Origin of the sequence: Bacillus zhangzhouensis (assembly GCF_000715205.1) — a bacterium.
In the GTDB taxonomy this organism is placed as follows: Bacteria; Bacillota; Bacilli; order Bacillales; family Bacillaceae; genus Bacillus; species Bacillus zhangzhouensis.
Genome location: NZ_JOTP01000002.1, coordinates 50,269 through 70,616, shown reverse-complemented (window position 1 = coordinate 70,616; position 20,348 = coordinate 50,269). Strand labels below are relative to the sequence as shown.

Here is a 20,348-nt window from a genome sequence, read left to right as displayed (position 1 = left end):
AAAGGTGATTTCATCATGGACAAAAAAAGAGATTTTAGTCACCAGCCATTGAATGGTGGTTCACAAGAACAAGAAAATCAAAGCTGGAGAAAAGAAGCGAATGATCGAATCTTACAACATAGACAAAGAGAGCTTGTGATCAACGTAACGAATGATGAAAAAAAGCCAGTGGCAGGCATAGAGGTTGAAATCAAGCAAATCAGACATGAATTCGCTTTTGGTTCAGCGATGAATGATCAAGTGTTATTGAACAAAACATACGCCGATTTCTTTGTGAAGTATTTTAATTGGGCTGTTTTTGAAAATGAGGCAAAATGGTACGCGAATGAGCCAGAAAGAGGGAAAATCACCTATGAAAAAGCAGATGCCATGCTTCAGTTTGCAGATAGGCATCAACTGCCTGTCAGGGGTCATGCTTTATTTTGGGAAGTAGAGGATGCGAATCCAAGCTGGCTTAGGTCACTACCAAATCATGAAGTATATGAAGCCATGAAAAGACGGCTTGAGCATGCGGGCAATCATTTCAAAGGAAGATTCCGTCATTGGGATGTGAATAACGAAATGATGCACGGTTCATTTTTTAAAGACCGCTTCGGGAAAAATATTTGGAAGTGGATGTATGAAGAAACGAAAAAAATTGACCCTCAAGCGCTGCTGTTTGTGAATGATTATAATGTGATCTCATATGGCGAGCATCATGCTTATAAAGCGCATATCAATGAACTTCGTCAGTTAGGAGCACCAGTTGAGGCAATTGGTGTGCAAGGACACTTTGGAGACCGGGTGGATCCAGTCATTGTAAAAGAAAGACTTGATGTACTAGCTGAGCTTGGTCTCCCCATTTGGGTCACAGAGTACGACTCTGTTCACCCGGATGCTAATAGACGAGCAGATAACTTAGAGGCTTTATATCGCGTTGCTTTCAGTCATCCAGCGGTAAAAGGTGTGCTAATGTGGGGATTTTGGGCAGGTGCCCACTGGCGGGGTGAACATGCAGCCATCGTTAATTATGATTGGTCTTTAAATGAAGCAGGAAAACGGTATGAAAATCTTCTAAAAGAGTGGACGACACAAAGAATTGAAAAAACAGATGCTAGCGGAAAAGTGGCATGTCCTGCGTTTCACGGAACATATGAGGTTCGAATTGGGCAACAAAGTAAGATGTTAAAGCAGCAAACGATTGAACTTGATTCAAATGAACAAACACCGCTTCAACTAAATGTTATCGTTCCTGCAGAATGATAGATTGTGAGGAGAATTTGAATGAAAAAATGGGCTCAAACGGTACCTTGTATCATACTCGTGATAGCTGTATGGGCTGGCTGGTTCTCTCTTACTGTAAAGGCCGCTTCTTTTGTGCAAACGTCTGGTACACAATTTTTGTTGAACAATCAACCATTTTACTTTGCTGGCACAAACAACTATTACTTTCATTACAAATCAAAAAAGATGGTAGATGCTGTTTTTGACGATATGAAAGCAATGAATCTAAAGGTCATTCGTATTTGGGGATTTCACGATGGAGCTCCTCAAGAGAACTCAGTTTTGCAATCTAGTCCAGGGGTTTATGAAGAATCGGGTTTTCGAAAACTAGATTATGCGATTCATAAAGCAGGGCAGGAAGGCATAAAGCTAGTCATCCCGCTAGTCAACAATTGGGATGATTTTGGCGGAATGAATCAATACGTTAAGTGGTTTCAGGCAGGCTCACACGATGCCTTTTATACAGATACTCATATCAAAAATGCTTACAAAAATTATGTGCGCTATGTATTAGAGAGAACTAATACGTATACAGGTGTTCAATATAAAGACGATCCTGCTATTATGACATGGGAGCTTGCCAATGAGCCCCGTGTGCAGTCGGATCCTACAGGGAATATATTAGTAAATTGGGCAAATGAAATGAGTACATGGATCAAATCGATAGATCGGCATCATCTTGTCGCAGTAGGAGATGAAGGATTCTTTCGCATAACAGGACATGATGATTGGTTGTATGGAGGCGGAGAAGGCGTGGATTGGGACCGTTTGACCGCTCTGCCCAATATCGATTATGGAACCTATCATTTATACCCAGATCACTGGAACAAGTCAGCCGCTTGGGGAGTGAAATGGATTGAAGACCATATCACCCGCGGGGAGGCGATAGGAAAACCTGTTGTGTTAGAAGAGTTTGGTTATCAAAATCAATCAGCGCGTCCTGATGTATACCAAAGCTGGCTATTAACGATTGAGCGACTCGGAGGAGCTGGCAGTCAATTTTGGATATTAACAAGCATTCAAGACGATGACTCGCTCTATCCTGATTATGACGGTTTCCGAATCATAAAGGAGAGCAAAGAGGCAACAGTCATCAGTGAACACGCCAAAAGAATGAACGAAAAGAACTGATGACGAATGCCTGTATATAAGGAACTTCATTTGCATAAAAAAATTGGATATGGTATAGTTTTTATGGAAATGCTAACGATTACCGAGACAAGAGTGGGGAAACCCGCTCTTTTGTATTGAACAGGCAATTTTTGTCTCGACATTATTCATCCGTTTTCTGCTCCCCCTGCTCACATAAAGCAGGGTTTTTATGCAGAATGATTGATAAGAGCGTTTATCGAAAGCACAAGGAGGAAGAGAATGAGCAAAAAAGTAGTGGATGTCGTAAGCGAAATGGTGCAGCCAATTTTAGATGGCTTACAGCTTGAACTCGTTGATGTTGAATTTGTCAAAGAGGGTCAAAACTGGTTCCTTCGCGTGTTTATTGACTCTGATAAAGGCGTCGATATCGAAGAGTGTGCCAAAGTGAGCGAAGCCTTGAGCGAAAAGCTTGATGAGGCAGATCCGATTAGCCAAAACTACTTTCTTGAAGTGTCCTCTCCTGGAGCGGAGCGCCCATTAAAGAAAAAAGCTGATTTTGAAAAAGCACTTGGAAAAAATGTTTTCATGAAAACATATGAACCAATTGATGGTGAAAAAGCGTTTGAAGGTGAGCTTACAAGCTTTGATGGTGAGATTGCAACAGTGACAGTGAAGATCAAGACAAGAAAGAAAGAGATCAATATTCCATACGAAAAAATAGCTAACGCAAGATTAGCAGTTTCGTTCAATTAACCTTTCCATTGATATAAGGGGGAACCATAAAAATGAGTAGTGAGTTGTTAGATGCCCTGACTGTTCTTGAGAAAGAGAAGGGTATTAGTAAAGAGATTATTATTGAAGCGATAGAAGCTGCACTCATTTCTGCATATAAGCGTAATTTTAATCAAGCGCAAAATGTTCGTGTTGATTTAAACCGCGAAACGGGAACGATTCGAGTATTTGCAAGAAAAGATGTGGTAGATGAAGTGTATGATTCTCGCCTTGAAATCTCTGTAGAGGATGCAGTCAGCATTAACCCGAATTACGTGGTAGGTGACGTGGTTGAGATTGAAGTCACACCAAAAGATTTCGGACGTATTGCAGCTCAGACAGCGAAACAAGTTGTAACGCAGCGAGTGAGAGAAGCAGAGCGAGGTGTGATCTACACTGAGTTCATCGATCGCGAGGAAGACATTATGACGGGAATCGTTCAGCGAATTGACAGTAAATTCATTTACGTGTCACTTGGCAAAATCGAAGCCCTTCTTCCGGTCAACGAACAAATGCCAAATGAGGAATACAAACCACATGACCGCATTAAAGTGTTCATTACCAAAGTAGAAAAAACAACAAAAGGACCACAAATTTATGTGTCTCGAACACATCCAGGTCTTTTAAAGCGTTTATTTGAAATTGAAGTGCCAGAAATTTATGATGGTACTGTAGAGCTTAAATCGGTTGCTAGAGAAGCTGGAGACCGTTCTAAAATATCTGTTCGCACAGATGATCCTGATGTTGATCCAGTTGGTTCTTGTGTTGGGCCAAAAGGCCAGCGTGTACAAGCAATTGTCAACGAGCTAAAAGGCGAAAAAATTGACATTGTCCATTGGTCTAATGATCCGGTTGAATTTGTTGCCAATGCATTGAGCCCATCAAAAGTGCTTGATGTCATTGTTAATGAAGAAAATAAAGCGACAACAGTGATTGTTCCTGATTATCAGCTATCATTAGCCATTGGTAAAAGAGGTCAAAATGCGCGCCTTGCAGCGAAGCTGACTAGCTGGAAGATTGACATTAAAAGCGAAACAGATGCAAGGGAGCTCGGTATTTTCCCAAGAACTGAAGACTCTGAATCTCTTTTCTTAGAGGCTGAACCAGTAGCTGAGGAATCTGACGAATAAGAGGTGATATAAAAGGTGAAAAGCCGAAAAAAAATCCCGCTTAGAAAATGCGTCGTGACGGGAGAAATGAAACCAAAGAAAGAGTTAATTCGTGTTGTTCGTTCTAAAGAAGGTGAAGTGTCTGTTGATGCAACCGGAAAAATGAACGGGCGCGGAGCTTACCTTTCTCTCGATAAAGAAACCATTCTTGCGGCAAAGAACAAACGCAGTTTACAGCAGCAATTTCAGACACAGATTGACGAACACATATTTGAAGAATTACTAGAACTAGCTGAAAAGGTGAAAAAACCAAATGACTGAATCTAAGTGGTATCCTTTGCTTGGTCTAGCAAATCGAGCTCGTAAAGTCGTGTCAGGAGAAGATCTGGTGATCAAAGAAGTTAGACATGCGCGTGCTAAGCTGGTTCTTCTTGCAGCAGATGCCTCACCGAACACAGAGAAAAAGGTATCTGACAAATGCAAATTTTATAATGTTCCGGTTAGAAAAATTGAAGACCGTTCCGTTCTCGGACGTTCTATTGGGAAAGAAGCTCGCGTAGTTGTCGCTGTCACTGACCAAGGCTTCGCTAAGAAGCTCATAAGCTTGCTCGATTAATTTATTTGGGGGTGAACGAATGGCTAAAGTGAGAGTATATGAATATGCAAAAGCCATAGATGTTTCAAGTAAAGATATTATAGCAGCGCTTAAGGATATGAACGTGGAAGTGAACAACCACATGGCGACGCTTGAAGACGACACTGTGAAAAAGCTAGACGCTAAATATAAAAAAGCCAAAGCAAAAGAGACAGCTAACGAGAAACCCGCAGAACAAAAAAACCAATCATCTAACAAAATCAATGATAGAAAGAAGAATGACGTGCAGAATAATCAATTTAATAAAAACAAAAAAAACAACAACCAAAACAAAAACAAACGCGGTGGCAACAAGTCACAGCATCAGCAAGCTAGACCTGTGAAGCCTAAAAAAGAGCTTCCTGAAAAAATTGAATTTACAAATTCAATGACAGTTGGCCAGCTTGCCGAAGAGCTTGGAAAAGAATCAGCTGAAATCATCAAGAAGCTGATGATGCTTGGTGTGATGGCAACTATTAACCAAGAGCTTGATAAAGATACAGTTGAATTAATCGCTTCTGAATATGGTGTTCCAGTAGAGGAAGTCATCATTTTAGAAGAAACTGAACTTGAAAAGTATGAAGTTGCAGATAAAGAAGAAGATATGCAAGTACGCCCTCCAGTTGTTACGATCATGGGACACGTTGACCACGGGAAAACAACCCTTCTTGACAGCATTCGTAAAACGAAAGTCGTTGAAGGCGAAGCTGGTGGAATCACGCAGCATATCGGTGCATACCAAATTGAAGAAAACGGCAAGAAAATCACGTTCCTTGATACACCTGGACACGCAGCATTCACAACTATGCGTGCACGTGGTGCCGAGGTAACTGATACAACAATCCTAGTCGTTGCAGCAGATGACGGCGTGATGCCGCAAACGATTGAAGCCATTAACCATGCGAAAGCAGCAGAGGTACCAATCATTGTCGCTGTCAATAAAATTGACAAACCAACAGCTAACCCTGACCGTGTGATGCAGGAACTAACTGAACATGGCCTTGTACCAGAAGCTTGGGGCGGCGAAACGATCTTCGTTCCGCTATCTGCTAAAACAGGTGAAGGCATCGATGAATTGATCGAAATGATCCTTCTTGTCAGCGAAGTAGCAGAACTGAAAGCCAACCCAAATCGTGCGGCTAAAGGAACTGTCATTGAGGCTGAGCTTGATAAAGGAAGAGGGTCTGTTGCAACCCTTCTTGTTCAAACTGGTACACTTCAAGTAGGTGACCCAATCGTTGTTGGAAATACATTTGGCCGTGTACGTGCAATGGTCAATGACATCGGACGCCGCGTGAAAACAGCAGGACCATCTACACCTGTTGAAATCACTGGTTTAAATGATGTACCAAATGCGGGCGATCAGTTCCTCGTATTCAAAGACGAAAAAACAGCTCGTCAAGTAGGTGAAGCGCGTGCTTCAAAACAGCTTGATGAACAGCGTTCAGACAAAGCGAAATTATCTTTAGATGACCTATTTGAGCAAATCAAACAAGGCGAAGTGAAAGATATCAACCTGATCGTGAAAGCAGACGTACAAGGTTCTGCTGAAGCACTGACGGCAGCTCTTCAGAAAATTGAAGTAGAAGGCGTAAAAGTGAAAATCATCCATACGGGTGTTGGAGCGATTACAGAATCTGATATCATTTTAGCAAGTGCTTCTAATGCGATCGTGATCGGATTTAACGTACGTCCTGATGGAAATGCGAAGAGCACAGCTGAAACAGAAAACGTAGATATCCGCTTGCACCGCATTATCTATAAAGTCATCGATGAAATTGAAGCTGCGATGAAAGGGATGCTTGACCCTGAATATGAAGAAAAAGTCATTGGTCAAGTTGAAGTTCGTCAAACGTTCAAAGTATCTAAAATCGGTACAATTGCTGGTGGCTATGTCACTGAAGGAACGATCACAAGAGATAGTGGTATCCGATTAATCCGTGATGGCGTCGTCATTTTTGAAGGCGAAGTCGACGTATTAAAACGATTCAAGGATGACGTGAAAGAAGTTTCACAAGGCTATGAATGTGGTATTACCATTAAGAAATACAATGATATCCGTGAAGGCGATGTTCTGGAATCATTCGTTATGCAAGAAATCGAAAGAAAATGATCGGTTATACCGAATGTGAATGCATCATCTATGATGCATCCTCACTGAAGGAAAAACGTGCGGTTCTTCAGCGTATATTGACAAGAGCGCGCCATAAATTCAATGTGACCATTGCTGAAATGGATTATCAGGATACATGGCAGCGTACATCAATTGGAATCGCCGTGATTTCTTCATCTCGGGTTCAAGTGGAAAAGGAACTTCAGCGTGTATTAAGCTTTATTGATTCTTTTCCTGAAATTGAACGTACGATCACGAAAACTGAGTGGTTTTAATTAGAGGTGATAAGATCATGAGTATGAGAGCAACCCGTGTGGGTGAGCAAATGAAAAAAGAATTGGGCGACATCCTTGGCAGAAAGCTGAAAGATCCAAGAATCGGCTTTTTGACTGTAACCGATGTCGAAGTGACCGGTGATTTGCAAATTGCCAAAGTCTACATTTCTGTTCTTGGCGACGAGAAGAAAAGAGAGGAAACCTTAAAAGGCCTAGCAAAGGCTAAAGGGTATATCCGCTCTGAAATTGGCAATCGAATTAGACTTCGCAAAACACCTGAACTACACTTTGAATTCGATGAATCCGTTGATTACGGTAACCGAATTGAAAGCCTGATTGCTGAACTAAACACAAAAGATCACGAATAAGACGTTGAAATAAGGATAGGCGATGATCGTCTGTCCTTTTTCATCGTTTATGAAAGGAGAGAACGCAGATGATAAATGGTGTTCTTTTATTACATAAAGAAAGAGGAATGACCTCTCACGACTGTGTGTTCAAAGTGAGAAAGATATTGCACACAAAAAAAGTCGGACATACAGGAACCCTCGACCCAGAAGTATCAGGTGTTCTGCCCATTTGTATTGGAAGAGCGACGAAAATCGTTGAGTATTTAACAGATAAATCGAAAACGTATGATGCAGAAATCACGATTGGCTTTTCTACGACGACAGAAGACCAAACTGGTGAAGTGGTTGAAGAAAAAAAGGTACAAACACCGATTTCAGAAGAAGAAATTGATGCTGCGCTGAAACAGTTTGAAGGAACCATTGAACAAGTTCCTCCAATGTTTTCTGCTGTGAAAATTGGCGGGAAAAAGCTCTATGAATATGCGAGAGAAGGAATTGAAATTGAGCGGCCAAGCCGTGAAATTACCATTCACCGCATCGAGCGGACTACACCTGTCACATTTGAAGATGGAAACGTGTCATTCAGATTCACTGTTCTTTGCTCAAAAGGTACGTATGTCAGAACCTTAGCGGTTGATATCGGAAAAAAACTAGGGTTTCCGGCTCACATGTCACACCTCATTCGCACAGGATCAGGCGACTTTACACTAGATGAATGTATCACCCTGGACGAGCTTCGTGATATGAGCGAGGAAGGGACGATAAATGAGCACCTTGTGCCGATCGAGCGTGCGCTCAATCATTTGCCGAAATGGGAGATAAATGATACATTAGCAAGTAAAGTGGAAAACGGTGCAGTCCTGCCAATGCCTGATGAATTTGCTCATTTTGCAGAGGAGGATCGTGTCGCTGTCTTTGCTCCTTCAGGTCGTTGCATGGCCATTTATATGAAGCATCCGACCAAACAGAACCTGATGAAGCCGGCGAAGATCTTATCTCAGGACAAGCAATCTTAAAGAAAAGGTGACCATCTCGTGAAGACTATACATATTTCACACCCACATACATTGAATCATAAGGATCAAGCCCCGTCTGTGATGGCTTTAGGGTATTTTGACGGTGTTCACCTCGGACATCAGAAGGTGATTGACGCAGCGAAAAGCATTGCGAAAAAAGAAGGATTGGCCTTAGCTGTCATGACCTTTCATCCGCATCCATCTCATGTTCTGCAAAAAGCACATGAACCAAAAGACTTAATTACTCCGCTTGAGGATAAAATTGATTTCATTGAAAAGCTGGGCGCTGACTATTTATACATTGTGCAATTCAGCGAAAGCTTTGCAGCGCTGTCCCCTCAGGAGTTTGTAGATCAATATTTGGACGAACTGAATGTGAAACATGCAGTAGCTGGTTTTGATTTTACGTTTGGCCGGTTTGGTGCAGGCACAATGGAGACGTTCGATGAATACGGCAAAGGGCGTATATCGGCAACCATCGTGTCTAAGCTGTCCAATCAAGACCGGAAAGTCAGCTCTACCCTCATACGCTCCGCATTAAAAAATGGAGACGTTGAATATGTGAGTGAGCTTTTAGGAAAACCTTATCAGCTCCGCGGCATTGTCATCCATGGAGACAAACGCGGACGAACGATCGGCTTTCCAACAGCCAATGTCGGTTTATCTGCTGAATACATTATTCCGCCAACCGGCGTATATGCAGTGAGAGCAGAAGTGAAAGGCAAAGTGTATGACGGCGTTTGTAACGTTGGCTACAAACCAACATTCTATGAAAAGCGTCCGGATCAGCCTGCCATCGAAGTGAATCTTTTTGATTTTAGCGAAGAAATTTATGGTGAACCGATTAAATTACAATGGTACAAGCGTATCCGAAGTGAACAAAAATTTAACGGAATCCAGGAATTAACGGCTCAAATTAGTCTAGATAAAGAAGAAGCGATTCAATTTTTTCAAGATCAGCTCAACCAAACAAAAAAATCATAGAAAAACGGCTCTACCATTTGCAAATTCAGCATTTTTTTAGTATGATAATTCCTGTAGCTTTAAAACCACTTACTTGGCAGGCCGACTTCACCGACGGTTGCGAGGTAGATGGGGCTAACATGATTTGGAGGTGAAACAGGATGGCTATTACTCAAGAGCGTAAAACTCAATTAATTAATGAGTTCAAAACACACGAATCTGATACTGGATCTCCAGAAGTTCAGATCGCTGTCCTAACAGAATCAATTAACAACTTAAACGAGCATTTACGTACTCATAAGAAAGATCACCACTCACGTCGCGGTCTTTTGAAAATGGTCGGTAGACGTCGTAATCTTCTTACGTATCTACGTAATAAAGACGTAACTCGTTACCGTGAGTTAATTAACAAACTAGGCTTACGTCGATAATCGTAAAAAGCGGGAGGATTCCCGCTTTTTTATCGTATAATCACTAATATTTTATGGTTAAAATGTTGAAAGAATGGCAAAACCCTTCTACATACAGCTTTCACATTGATATGTGAAAATCATTTTGTTCATAATAAGAAATAACCTAAAATTTTACGACAAGAGAGGAGTTTTTCTCAGAATGGGACAAGAGAAACATGTCTTCACCATAGACTGGGCTGGACGTCAACTGACAGTTGAAACTAGCCAGCTTGCAAAGCAAGCAAACGGAGCGGTCCTCGTACGCTACGGGGATACGGCTGTGCTTAGCTCAGCAACCGCTTCTAAAGAACCTAAACCACTTGATTTTTTCCCGCTCACTGTGAACTACGAAGAAAGATTATATGCAGTAGGTAAAATTCCTGGTGGCTTCATTAAAAGAGAAGGACGCCCAAGTGAAAAGGCAATCCTTGCGAGCCGCTTAATTGACAGACCAATTCGTCCACTATTTGCAGATGGATTTAGAAACGAAGTACAGGTCATTAGTATTGTCATGAGTGTGGATCAAGATTGTTCATCTGAAATGGCTGCAATGTTTGGCTCATCTTTAGCATTATGTGTGTCTGACATTCCATTTGAGGGACCAATCGCTGGCGTTACAGTAGGACGAGTTGATGGAAAGCTGATCATCAACCCAAATGTTGATCAGCTTGAACAAAGTGACATCAACCTTGTTGTGGCTGGAACAAAAGATGCGATCAACATGGTAGAGGCTGGTGCAGATGAAGTGCCAGAGGAAACGATGCTTGAAGCCATCATGTACGGTCATCAAGAGATCAAACGCTTAATCGAATTCCAAGAAGAAATTGTCAAAGCAGTCGGAAAAGAAAAAATCGATATTCCTCTATATGAAGTGGATCAAACGTTAGCAGATGAAGTAAAAGAACTTGCTGAAGCTGACCTACTGAAAGCGATTCAAGTACATGAGAAGCATGCTCGTGAAAATGCGATCAGTGCTGTGAAAAAAGCTGTGGTTGAGAAATTTGAAGAAGAAGAGCGTGACGAAGCGACGATCAAACAAGCGAAGGATGTACTAAATAAGCTTGTCAAAAACGAAGTTCGCCGCTTGATCACTGAAGAGAAAATACGTCCAGATGGACGCGGTGTAGATCAAATCCGACCACTTTCTTCAGAAGTAGGACTTCTGCCAAGAACGCACGGTTCAGGATTATTTACGAGAGGGCAAACACAGGCGCTCAGTATTTGTACATTAGGTGCACTTGGCGATGTACAGATTCTTGATGGTCTAGGTGTTGAAGAATCTAAACGCTTCATGCACCATTACAACTTCCCTCAATTCAGTGTTGGTGAGACTGGCCCAATGCGTGGTCCAGGTCGCCGTGAGATCGGACATGGTGCGCTAGGTGAACGTGCATTAGAACCAGTGATCCCATCCGAAAAAGATTTCCCTTATACGGTTCGCCTTGTTTCAGAGGTATTAGAATCAAACGGATCTACATCTCAAGCAAGTATTTGCGCAAGCACACTTGCAATGATGGATGCAGGTGTTCCAATTAAAGCTCCAGTTGCAGGGATTGCAATGGGACTTGTTAAATCTGGTGATTACTACACAGTGCTGACAGACATTCAAGGAATGGAAGATGCACTTGGAGATATGGACTTTAAAGTAGCAGGTACATCAAAAGGTGTAACAGCGCTTCAAATGGACATTAAAATCGATGGTCTATCAAAAGACATCTTAGAAGAAGCTCTTCAACAAGCGAAAAAAGGAAGAATGGAAATTTTAGATAGCATGCTATCAACGATTCCAGCTTCTAGAGGAGAATTGTCACGTTATGCACCAAAAATCCTAACGATGACGATCAATCCTGATAAAATTCGCGATGTCATTGGACCAAGCGGTAAACAAATCAATAAAATCATTGAAGATACCGGTGTGAAAATCGATATCGAACAAGACGGTACAATCTTTATATCTTCTACAGAAGAAGACATGAACCAAAAAGCGAAGAAAATCATTGAAGATCTTGTCAGAGAAGTTGAAGTGGGGCAACTTTACTTAGGTAAAGTAAAACGCATTGAAAAATTCGGTGCATTCCTTGAAATCTTCAGTGGCAAAGATGGACTTGTTCATATTTCTGAGCTTGCGCTTGAGCGTGTTGGCAAAGTAGAAGATGTCGTGAAGCTTGGCGACGAATTACTCGTCAAAGTCACTGAAATCGATAAACAAGGCCGAGTGAACCTCTCTCGCAAAGCTGTTTTACGTGAAGAAAAGGAAAAAGAAGAAGAGCAGTCTTAAGTGAGAACAAATAAAATGTGTTAGAAGCCAGGTATTCGTGCCAGGCTTCTTTCTTTTCTTGCGGGTAACAATAGTTCTAGCTTGTTTCTCCCCATCATATTTTGTGGTAAAGGGGAGGGACAACCATTGAAAAAAACGATACCAATCATTGTGTTTGTATTTTTACTGCTCGTGTCATACCAAACAATGAAGCAGCCGGCTGCTGTTACATATATTGAATCAATGAAAGAGCATGCTGAGGTTGCATCTGTTTCGAAAGATATTTTGTATCAAGAGATTGAATCGAAGTCTTCTGACTATGAAGTAAAGGCGCAAAATGCTAAGATTGATAAAGTGTGGAAAAAGATGCCTGGTTTAAATGGACAGACTGTTGATATCGATGCTTCTTATGAAAAAATGAAGAAACTTGGGGCATTCGATGAAAAGCTGCTTGTTTTTAATGAAACAAAACCATCTATTCATTTACATGAACTTGGTGCTGAGCCCATTTATAAGGGGCATCCAGATAAAAAAATGAATGCATTCCTCATCAATGTGGCTTGGGGTGACGAGCATTTAACAAAGATGTTGAATACGCTAAAAAAGCATCAAGTGAAGGCGACCTTTTTCTTAGAAGGCAAATGGGTGAAAAAGAGCACAAACCTTGCCAAAAAAATCGTGGCAGATGGTCATGAAATTGGAAATCATTCATATAATCACCCGGATATGCGCACACTGACAAGAGAAAGAGCATTAGAGCAGATTACCAAAACAAATCGTCAAATTGAAGAATCCCTTGGAAAAAAACCGAAGTGGTTTGCGCCTCCAAGCGGTAGCTTTAAAGAAGAAACAGTCAAGCTTGCCGCAGAAGAAGGAATGGAAACCATCATGTGGACGGTAGACACCATCGACTGGCAAAAACCGTCACCAGACATTTTACAAAAACGGGTGCTTGGGAAAATTCACAATGGGGCGATGATATTAATGCACCCAACAGATGCAACGGCGAAAAGTCTTGACGCACTTATCACTCAAATCAAGGAAAGAGGATATGAATTAGGAACGGTTTCTGACCTCCTAAGTGAAAAAAGACATCCGTGATGCGATCTGTTTGTTGAATAGGAGGAGCAAAACTTGGTCAAAACGTATACATGCCAAAATGGAGTAAGAATTGTACTTGAAAACAATCCCACTGTGAGATCTGTCGCAATTGGCGTCTGGATTGGAACTGGTTCTAGACATGAGACACCAGAAATTAACGGGATCTCACACTTTTTAGAGCATATGTTCTTTAAAGGAACAAAGACGAGATCTGCACGTGATATCGCAGAATCTTTTGACCGCATTGGTGGTCAAGTGAATGCCTTTACGTCAAAAGAATACACTTGCTACTATGCAAAGGTGCTTGATTCACATGCTGGTTACGCCCTCGATGTATTAAGCGACATGTTCTTTCACTCCGCTTTTGATGAAAATGAGCTGAAAAAAGAAAAAAATGTTGTGTATGAAGAAATCAAAATGTATGAGGATACACCGGATGATATCGTTCACGATCTCTTAAGCAAAGCCATTTACGGTGATCATTCATTAGGGTACCCGATTTTAGGAACAGAGGAAACACTCTCTACCTTTAATGGTGACTCCCTTAGAGCATATATGGATGAATTCTACACGCCGGATCGCGTCGTCATCTCAGTTGCAGGGAATGTAGATGACACCTTCATTGGCGAGGTCGAAAAATTGTTCGGCTCTTATGAAGGAAAAGGGAAAAAGCAGCCTGTAGAAGCTCCGCAATTCCACTATGAGAAGCTCACTCGCAAAAAGGAAACTGAACAGGCGCATCTATGCATGGGCTTTAATGGTCTTCCTGCTGGAGATAAAGGCATCTATGACTTAATCGTCTTAAATAATGTTCTTGGCGGAAGCATGAGCAGCCGTTTGTTCCAAGATGTAAGAGAAGACAAAGGACTTGCTTATTCTGTATTCAGCTATCACAGTTCATTTGCAGATAATGGCATGCTGACGATCTATGGCGGGACTGGAGCAAAGCAGTTAAACCTGCTCTCTGAAACCATCTTACAAACATTAGACGTCTTAAAACGTGAGGGAATTACGCAGAAAGAACTTGAAAACTCTAAAGAGCAAATGAAAGGCAACCTCATGCTCAGTCTTGAAAGCACAAACAGCAAGATGAGCCGAAATGGTAAAAATGAATTGCTCCTTGGCAAACATCGTACGCTCGATGAAATTATTGATGAAATTAATCACGTCACATTAGACGGCGTGAATAATCTATCTAAACGAATCTTTACAGAAGATTATGCGCTCTCGCTTATTAGTCCAACGGGTGATCAGCCATCATAATGTAAACAACACGGCAGGCTTCTCATGAGGTCTGCCGTTTATTGTATATGAAGAAGAAAGGGGTCCTGCTTTGATGAAAAATGAACAACTGAAACAGCTCTCCCCGATTCTGAAACAAGCCATCTCCTTCCAGCCGATGACATCTGGATTTTCGGGAGACCGCATATTTTTGGTCACAACGTCATCTAGCGAAAAGCTGGTGCTCAAGCTATCAGACATACAAGAGTATCCCCGCTTAAGAAAAAAAGCGTCAGTTCTGCGTAAGTTGAAAGAAAGAGGAATTCTTTGTTCTGAAGTCATTGAGATCGGAATGAGTGTTGAACAAAGCTGTTCCTATCGTATTCTCCCTTTTATCGAAGGAGAAAATGCCAGAGCATCCATCCATCTGCTCACAAACAAAGAGCAGTATGAAATCGGGAGACGGGCAGGCAGAGAGCTGAGTCTCATGCATACATATCCTGCGCCTTCTCTTGAAGTGCCGTGGGATGAGCGAGTGATGGCGAAAAATGAACGGTATGTACATGCCTATCGATCAAGTGGAGTGACCTTTAACCATGATCAGTTCGTATTGGATTTTATCAAGTCGCATGCTGATGTGGTCAAAGGGCGACCTAACCGGTTCCAGCATGATGATTTTCATTTAGGGAATATCATCATAGAAGGCAATCAATATGCTGGCGTGATTGATTTCGATCAATTCGACTGGGGAGACCCCATTCATGATTTTTATAAGTTGTCTTTATTTAGTCGAGAGAACAGCATTCCATTTTCAGTTGGACAATTGGATCACTATTTGAGTACGCAGGCCACAAACGACGATTTCTGGCTTCTTTTTTCCATCTACACAGCAATGAGTTTTTTTTCGTCTATTGTTTGGACGCTGACCTTTGACCCGGCACATGTAAAAGACATGGTTGACCGAGTGGATAGAATGCTGACAGACCATGAGCGTTTTAATCAACTGATGCCGACTTGGTATAGCAATTGGCATCAGTCATGACATGTAACGAGCAGGACGGTCTATTTCTCCTTCCTGCTGCATATATGATATGGAAGGGAAGTGATGCCATTTTGAGGCTAAGTGAGCTGTCAGGAAAAGAGATCGTCGATATCAAAAGAGCGGAGCGGCTTGGCGTGCTGGGACAAACCGACCTTGAAATAAATGAACAGAACGGTCAGATTACAGCACTCATCATACCTTCCGTCAAGTGGTTTGGATTGCGAAAACAAGGAAATGACATCCGCGTTCCGTGGAATCACATTCAAAAAATAGGATCAGATATGATCATTCTCGATGTGCCTGAAGAACTTCAGCCGCACGGGGAAGGGCTAAAATAAAGATCATTTTAGCCCTCTGTCAACAATTTGAAAGAGCACCCATCATAAAAGGGTGCTCTCAGCGTGTAGACAAACCCTCGCATTCTGTGTCAGTCCTGCGTGCCGGTGCTCACGAATGTCAAATTCGCTCCGCTCCGGTACTCGTTCTTCCTAGACTGCAAAGGTTTTCTATCACGCTGAAAAGAAGACATAGCGCTAAAATAAACATCATTTTAGCCCTCTGTCAACAATTTGAAAGAGCACCCATCATAAAAGGGTGCTCTTTTTCTTTTCTCTCCCTGATTTGTTCACAGGCTGAATCCTCTCCTCATATGCTGAAAGGGAGATTCAGAAAATATTACAGACTTTTTTAAATAAAGAAGGTGAACGGTCAGTATGTTGAGCGGTTTAACGGTTGCGGTGATCGGGGGAGATGCAAGGCAGCTTGAAATCATTCGCAAGCTGTCACAGCAGCATGCCAAAGTGTTTTTGGTCGGATTTGATCAGCTGGATCATGGGTTTATCGGTGCTGAAAAGCTTAAAATGTCAGAACTTCCATTTGAACAGGTAGACAGTATGATTCTGCCGGTATCAGGTGCAACAGATGAAGGCGTCGTTGCCACAGTTTTCTCAAATGAGCAGGTTGTGCTGGAAGCAGAATATTTAGAAAGAACCCCTGCACATTGTACCTTGTACTCAGGTATTTCTAATACGTACTTAGACAATCTGGCAAAGCAGGTGAACCGGAAGCTTGTGAAGCTGTTTGAGCGTGATGATATTGCCATATATAACTCTATTCCAACAGTTGAAGGGATTATCATGATGGCCATTCAGCAAACGGACTATACGATTCATGGATCACATGTGGCTGTTCTCGGGCTTGGAAGAACAGGGCTCACCATTGCCCGCACATTTCGGGCGCTAGGAGCGGATGTGAAAGTAGGTGCTGCAGATACAGCCCATTTAGCGCGAGCCTTTGAGATGGGACTTGACCCGTTTTCAATGGACCGATTAAAGGAAGAAGTAACAGATGTTGATATCATCATTAATACGATTCCAAGCCTTGTATTAGACTCGTCTGTCATCGTCAGCATGACACCGAAGACACTCATTTTGGATATCGCCTCCCGCCCAGGTGGAACAGACTTTGACTTTGCACAAAAGCACGGAGTGAAGGCGCTTCTTGCACCAGGACTTCCAGGGATTGTTGCACCAAAGACAGCAGGGCAGATCATTGCAAAAGTGCTTTCCGGGCTATTATGTGAACTTGCGGAGGAAAAGAGGGGGATGGAATCATGACAACATTAAAAGGAAAAAGAATCGGCTTTGGTTTAACAGGTTCCCACTGTACGTATGAAGCCGTTTTTCCACAAATCGAGGCACTTGTGAAAGAAGGGGCAGAGGTGCGTCCTGTGGTGTCGTATACGGTGCAAAACACGAATACGAGATTCGGAGAAGGAGCCGACTGGATTGAGCGGATTGAGAAACTGACGGGGTTTCAAGCGATTGACTCAATCGTCAAAGCAGAGCCGCTCGGACCTAAGCTTCCACTCGATTGTATGGTCATTGCTCCTTTAACAGGAAATTCAATGGCGAAATTCGCAAATGCCATGACAGACAGCCCTGTTTTAATGGCTGCAAAAGCAACCATTCGAAATCATCGTCCCGTCGTTCTAGGCATCTCGACAAACGATGCATTAGGCTTAAATGGTACAAATCTCATGAGGCTGATGTCGACAAAGAACATTTTCTTTATTCCATTTGGTCAAGATGATCCATTCAAAAAGCCGACTTCTATGGTAGCAAATATGAACCTTCTTTCTCAAACAGTAGAAGAGGCGCTTCATCATAGACAAATTCAACCGATTTTAATTGGACCAAACGAATAATAGATTCACTAGAAAATCATGAAAGATTCAAAAAAGATACTTCAAGCCTTGCTTTTCTATGGTAAAATAAAATGTAAAAAGTCATAGGATGGCCATCCGAAAGAAAAGAATCATGGATGGGTCGGAAGGAGTTTTACTGATGGGAAGAGGATTGCATGTAGCTGTAGTTGGAGCGACTGGAGCTGTCGGTCAACAAATGTTAAAAACACTAGCTGACAGAGATTTTGAAATGGATACACTTACTCTACTATCCTCAAAACGTTCTGCTGGTACAAAAGTGACATTCAGAGGTCAAGCGTATACTGTTCAAGAAGCAACACCTGAAAGCTTTGAAGGGGTCAACATTGCACTATTCAGTGCCGGAGGAAATGTTTCCAAGGCGCTAGCTCCTGAAGCAGTCAAACGAGGTGCGATTGTTGTAGACAACACAAGTGCTTTTCGTATGGACGAAAATATCCCTCTTGTCGTACCAGAGGTAAACGAAAAAGATTTGCATGACCATCAAGGGATCATTGCAAACCCTAACTGTTCAACGATTCAAATGGTGGCGGCATTAGAACCGCTTCGTCAGGCGTATGGAATGAAAAAAGTCATTGTGTCCACATACCAGGCAGTATCAGGTGCAGGACATGAAGCCATTGACGAACTATACAGCCAGACGCAAGCCATTTTAAATAAAGAAGATGTAACACCAGAAGTCATGCCTTATCAAATTGCATTTAATGCGATTCCACAAATTGATAAATTCCAAGACAATGGCTATACATTCGAAGAAATGAAAATGATCAACGAAACGAAAAAAATTATGCATATGCCAGAGCTAGAAGTAGCGGCAACATGTGTGAGACTTCCAATTGAAACGGGTCATTCAGAATCCGTTTACGTTGAACTAGAATCAAATGACGCAACGGTTGATGACATCAAGTCCATTCTAAAAGATGCACCAGGTATTACGTTGCAAGATGATCCGGCTCAGCAAATTTATCCAATGCCTGCAGAGGCTGTTGGAAAAAATGACGTATTTGTCGGCCGCATTCGGAAAGATTTGGACCGTCCAAATGGCTTCCATTTGTGGATTGTATCTGATAACCTGCTGAAAGGCGCTGCATGGAATTCAGTTCAAATTGCAGAAAGCTTAAAAGCTTTAAAATTAGTTTAACATTCAATGGATGATGAGGACGAACAGAAGAGAGTTAGGCATCTTTCGCCTGCTCTCTTCTGTTACGTCAGAATGAACTTGGAGTGAAAACAGTGAAAATAATTGTCCAAAAATTTGGCGGTACATCTGTCAAAGATGATCAAGGAAGAAAACGGGCACTTGCACATATCTTATCTGCAAAAGAGAAAGGCTATAAATCGGTTGTTGTCGTATCGGCAATGGGACGAAAAGGCGATCCTTATGCGACAGATACGCTGCTTGGACTGCTTTATGGCAGCGCCCAGCATATGACGAATCGAGAAAAAGATTTACTCGTTTCTTGCGGCGAAAATATTTCAGCTGTTGTGTTTTCAAGTATGCTGAATGAAAACGGGCTAAAGGCTGTTGCGATGACTGGATCACAGGCAGGCTTTGTGACGGATAAAGAACATACAAATGCGAAAATTATTGACATGAAGTGTGAACGCCTTGAGGCGGCACTTTCTGAGAATGATGTGGTTGTTGTCGCTGGGTTCCAGGGAGCTGCGAAAAATGGAGACGTGACAACGATTGGACGAGGTGGCAGTGATACGTCAGCTGCTGCGTTAGGCGCTGCATTGCAAGCAGATTTTATCGATATTTTTACAGATGTAGAAGGGGTGATGACAGCAGATCCCCGCATTGTAAAAAATGCAAAACCGCTGAGAGTCGTGACATATACTGAAATTTGCAACCTCGCATACCAAGGGGCGAAAGTCATTCACCCAAGGGCTGTTGAAATTGCCATGCAAGCAAAAGTACCAATGAGGGTCCGCTCAACATACTCTGATGATGAGGGCACACTTGTGACGTCACACTACTCAGATAAAATGAGTCATGATGTGTATGACCGCCTCATTACGGGTATTGCACATGTCAATGATGTGACGCAAATCAAAGTCCCGGCAAAAGAAGGGCAATACAGCGTGCAAACAGAGGTTTTCAAAGCAATGGCAAACGCACAAATCAGTGTTGATTTCTTCAACATTACACCGAGTGAAATTGTGTATACAGTGACAGGTGCAATGACTGAAAAGGCAACGTCGATATTAAAAGACCTCGGCTATACACCGATTGTGACAACCAATTGCGCGAAGGTATCAGCTGTTGGAGCAGGCATCATGGGTGTACCAGGAGTCACATCTAAAATTGTATCGGCTCTATCAGAGCAAAACATTCCGATTTTACAATCAGCTGACAGTCATACGACCATTTGGGTGCTAGTGCACGAAGAAAACATGAGAGCGGCTGTCAATGCCCTGCATGAAGTGTTTGAACTTTCAAGATAAATGTGATTGAATCATGA

The 20,348-nt window shown here is 42.1% G+C and carries 21 protein-coding genes; all 21 read left to right on the top strand.

Features of this window, described 5'->3' with window-relative positions:
• Positions 1 to 15: 15 nt before the first annotated feature.
• The 21 genes from BA70_RS02250 to dapG all read left to right on the top strand — a co-directional run bounded on the left by BA70_RS02250 (position 16) and on the right by dapG (position 20,331).
• Positions 16 to 1,242: an endo-1,4-beta-xylanase gene (locus BA70_RS02250; RefSeq protein WP_034317654.1), complete on the top strand. Its 1,227-nt coding sequence runs from the start codon at positions 16 to 18 to the stop codon at positions 1,240 to 1,242.
• Between the two features lie 21 nt (positions 1,243 to 1,263).
• Positions 1,264 to 2,394 (top strand): glycoside hydrolase 5 family protein, encoded by a 1,131-nt coding sequence (locus tag BA70_RS02245; RefSeq protein ID WP_034317651.1) that lies wholly within the window; start codon positions 1,264 to 1,266, stop codon positions 2,392 to 2,394.
• Between the two features lie 240 nt (positions 2,395 to 2,634).
• Entirely contained in the window at positions 2,635 to 3,108 is a 474-nt protein-coding gene (gene rimP / locus BA70_RS02240; RefSeq protein ID WP_003211398.1) for a ribosome maturation factor RimP, read from the top strand.
• Positions 3,109 to 3,140: 32 nt separating this feature from the next.
• Positions 3,141 to 4,256 carry a transcription termination factor NusA gene (gene nusA / locus BA70_RS02235; protein ID WP_034317648.1) on the top strand — a complete coding sequence of 372 codons (1,116 nt, stop codon included), beginning with the start codon at positions 3,141 to 3,143 and terminating at the stop codon, positions 4,254 to 4,256.
• Between the two features lie 15 nt (positions 4,257 to 4,271).
• Positions 4,272 to 4,556, top strand: a complete 285-nt coding sequence (rnpM, locus tag BA70_RS02230) for an RNase P modulator RnpM (protein ID WP_008344742.1) — start codon at positions 4,272 to 4,274, stop codon at positions 4,554 to 4,556.
• Positions 4,549 to 4,851 (top strand): YlxQ family RNA-binding protein, encoded by a 303-nt coding sequence (locus BA70_RS02225; protein ID WP_034317646.1) that lies wholly within the window; start codon positions 4,549 to 4,551, stop codon positions 4,849 to 4,851. The genes rnpM and BA70_RS02225 overlap by 8 nt, the downstream gene beginning before the upstream one ends.
• A 19-nt stretch (positions 4,852 to 4,870) precedes the next feature.
• The gene (gene infB, locus BA70_RS02220) at positions 4,871 to 6,982 is read left to right on the top strand and encodes a translation initiation factor IF-2 (RefSeq protein WP_034317643.1); all 2,112 of its coding nucleotides are present in this window, start codon (positions 4,871 to 4,873) and stop codon (positions 6,980 to 6,982) included.
• Complete coding sequence (locus BA70_RS02215) at positions 6,979 to 7,257, top strand: DUF503 domain-containing protein (protein WP_034317640.1); 279 nt, start codon at positions 6,979 to 6,981, stop codon at positions 7,255 to 7,257. The genes infB and BA70_RS02215 overlap by 4 nt, the downstream gene beginning before the upstream one ends.
• Before the next feature lie 17 nt (positions 7,258 to 7,274).
• On the top strand, positions 7,275 to 7,625 hold the full coding sequence (gene rbfA / locus BA70_RS02210) for a 30S ribosome-binding factor RbfA (RefSeq protein WP_003210803.1): 351 nt from the start codon (positions 7,275 to 7,277) through the stop codon (positions 7,623 to 7,625).
• A gap of 68 nt (positions 7,626 to 7,693) precedes the next feature.
• Complete coding sequence (gene truB, locus BA70_RS02205; RefSeq protein ID WP_034317637.1) at positions 7,694 to 8,623, top strand: tRNA pseudouridine(55) synthase TruB; 930 nt, start codon at positions 7,694 to 7,696, stop codon at positions 8,621 to 8,623.
• A gap of 18 nt (positions 8,624 to 8,641) precedes the next feature.
• Positions 8,642 to 9,607, top strand: coding sequence for a bifunctional riboflavin kinase/FAD synthetase (gene ribF / locus BA70_RS02200; RefSeq protein ID WP_034317634.1), 966 nt, complete (start codon positions 8,642 to 8,644; stop codon positions 9,605 to 9,607).
• Between the two features lie 140 nt (positions 9,608 to 9,747).
• Complete coding sequence (gene rpsO / locus BA70_RS02195) at positions 9,748 to 10,017, top strand: 30S ribosomal protein S15 (RefSeq protein ID WP_008354438.1); 270 nt, start codon at positions 9,748 to 9,750, stop codon at positions 10,015 to 10,017.
• Between the two features lie 181 nt (positions 10,018 to 10,198).
• Positions 10,199 to 12,316, top strand: coding sequence for a polyribonucleotide nucleotidyltransferase (pnp, locus tag BA70_RS02190; protein ID WP_034317631.1), 2,118 nt, complete (start codon positions 10,199 to 10,201; stop codon positions 12,314 to 12,316).
• 126 nt (positions 12,317 to 12,442) lie between these two features.
• Complete coding sequence (locus BA70_RS02185; protein WP_034317628.1) at positions 12,443 to 13,396, top strand: polysaccharide deacetylase family protein; 954 nt, start codon at positions 12,443 to 12,445, stop codon at positions 13,394 to 13,396.
• Positions 13,397 to 13,429: 33 nt separating this feature from the next.
• Positions 13,430 to 14,659 (top strand): M16 family metallopeptidase, encoded by a 1,230-nt coding sequence (locus tag BA70_RS02180; RefSeq protein ID WP_034317625.1) that lies wholly within the window; start codon positions 13,430 to 13,432, stop codon positions 14,657 to 14,659.
• A gap of 73 nt (positions 14,660 to 14,732) precedes the next feature.
• A complete protein-coding gene (locus BA70_RS02175) occupies positions 14,733 to 15,659 on the top strand; it encodes an aminoglycoside phosphotransferase family protein (protein WP_034317622.1) in 927 nt (308 codons plus the stop codon).
• 71 nt (positions 15,660 to 15,730) lie between these two features.
• Positions 15,731 to 15,997, top strand: coding sequence for a YlmC/YmxH family sporulation protein (locus tag BA70_RS02170; protein WP_034318119.1), 267 nt, complete (start codon positions 15,731 to 15,733; stop codon positions 15,995 to 15,997).
• Positions 15,998 to 16,372: 375 nt separating this feature from the next.
• Complete coding sequence (gene dpaA, locus BA70_RS02165) at positions 16,373 to 17,275, top strand: dipicolinic acid synthetase subunit A (RefSeq protein ID WP_034317620.1); 903 nt, start codon at positions 16,373 to 16,375, stop codon at positions 17,273 to 17,275.
• Entirely contained in the window at positions 17,272 to 17,865 is a 594-nt protein-coding gene (gene dpaB / locus BA70_RS02160; RefSeq protein ID WP_034317617.1) for a dipicolinate synthase subunit B, read from the top strand. Before dpaA ends, dpaB begins: the two co-directional genes overlap by 4 nt.
• 139 nt (positions 17,866 to 18,004) lie before the next feature.
• A complete protein-coding gene (gene asd / locus BA70_RS02155; RefSeq protein WP_034317614.1) occupies positions 18,005 to 19,024 on the top strand; it encodes an aspartate-semialdehyde dehydrogenase in 1,020 nt (339 codons plus the stop codon).
• A 92-nt stretch (positions 19,025 to 19,116) separates the two neighbouring features.
• Positions 19,117 to 20,331 (top strand): aspartate kinase, encoded by a 1,215-nt coding sequence (dapG, locus tag BA70_RS02150; protein WP_034317611.1) that lies wholly within the window; start codon positions 19,117 to 19,119, stop codon positions 20,329 to 20,331.
• The last annotated feature ends 17 nt before the right edge of the window (positions 20,332 to 20,348 follow it).

What these genes read in the sequence shown, in the direction of transcription:
- truB (WP_034317637.1), top strand. Translation starts at nt 7,694, where the DNA reads ATGATAAATGGTGTTCTTTTATTACATAAAGAAAGAGGAATGACCTCT.
- rbfA (WP_003210803.1), top strand. Translation starts at nt 7,275, where the DNA reads ATGAGTATGAGAGCAACCCGTGTGGGTGAGCAAATGAAAAAAGAATTG.
- asd (WP_034317614.1), top strand. Translation starts at nt 18,005, where the DNA reads ATGGGAAGAGGATTGCATGTAGCTGTAGTTGGAGCGACTGGAGCTGTC.
- dpaB (WP_034317617.1), top strand. Translation starts at nt 17,272, where the DNA reads ATGACAACATTAAAAGGAAAAAGAATCGGCTTTGGTTTAACAGGTTCC.
- BA70_RS02175 (WP_034317622.1), top strand. Translation starts at nt 14,733, where the DNA reads ATGAAAAATGAACAACTGAAACAGCTCTCCCCGATTCTGAAACAAGCC.
- BA70_RS02245 (WP_034317651.1), top strand. Translation starts at nt 1,264, where the DNA reads ATGAAAAAATGGGCTCAAACGGTACCTTGTATCATACTCGTGATAGCT.
- dpaA (WP_034317620.1), top strand. Translation starts at nt 16,373, where the DNA reads ATGTTGAGCGGTTTAACGGTTGCGGTGATCGGGGGAGATGCAAGGCAG.
- infB (WP_034317643.1), top strand. Translation starts at nt 4,871, where the DNA reads ATGGCTAAAGTGAGAGTATATGAATATGCAAAAGCCATAGATGTTTCA.
- rimP (WP_003211398.1), top strand. Translation starts at nt 2,635, where the DNA reads ATGAGCAAAAAAGTAGTGGATGTCGTAAGCGAAATGGTGCAGCCAATT.
- nusA (WP_034317648.1), top strand. Translation starts at nt 3,141, where the DNA reads ATGAGTAGTGAGTTGTTAGATGCCCTGACTGTTCTTGAGAAAGAGAAG.
- BA70_RS02250 (WP_034317654.1), top strand. Translation starts at nt 16, where the DNA reads ATGGACAAAAAAAGAGATTTTAGTCACCAGCCATTGAATGGTGGTTCA.
- BA70_RS02225 (WP_034317646.1), top strand. Translation starts at nt 4,549, where the DNA reads ATGACTGAATCTAAGTGGTATCCTTTGCTTGGTCTAGCAAATCGAGCT.
- BA70_RS02215 (WP_034317640.1), top strand. Translation starts at nt 6,979, where the DNA reads ATGATCGGTTATACCGAATGTGAATGCATCATCTATGATGCATCCTCA.
- pnp (WP_034317631.1), top strand. Translation starts at nt 10,199, where the DNA reads ATGGGACAAGAGAAACATGTCTTCACCATAGACTGGGCTGGACGTCAA.
- rpsO (WP_008354438.1), top strand. Translation starts at nt 9,748, where the DNA reads ATGGCTATTACTCAAGAGCGTAAAACTCAATTAATTAATGAGTTCAAA.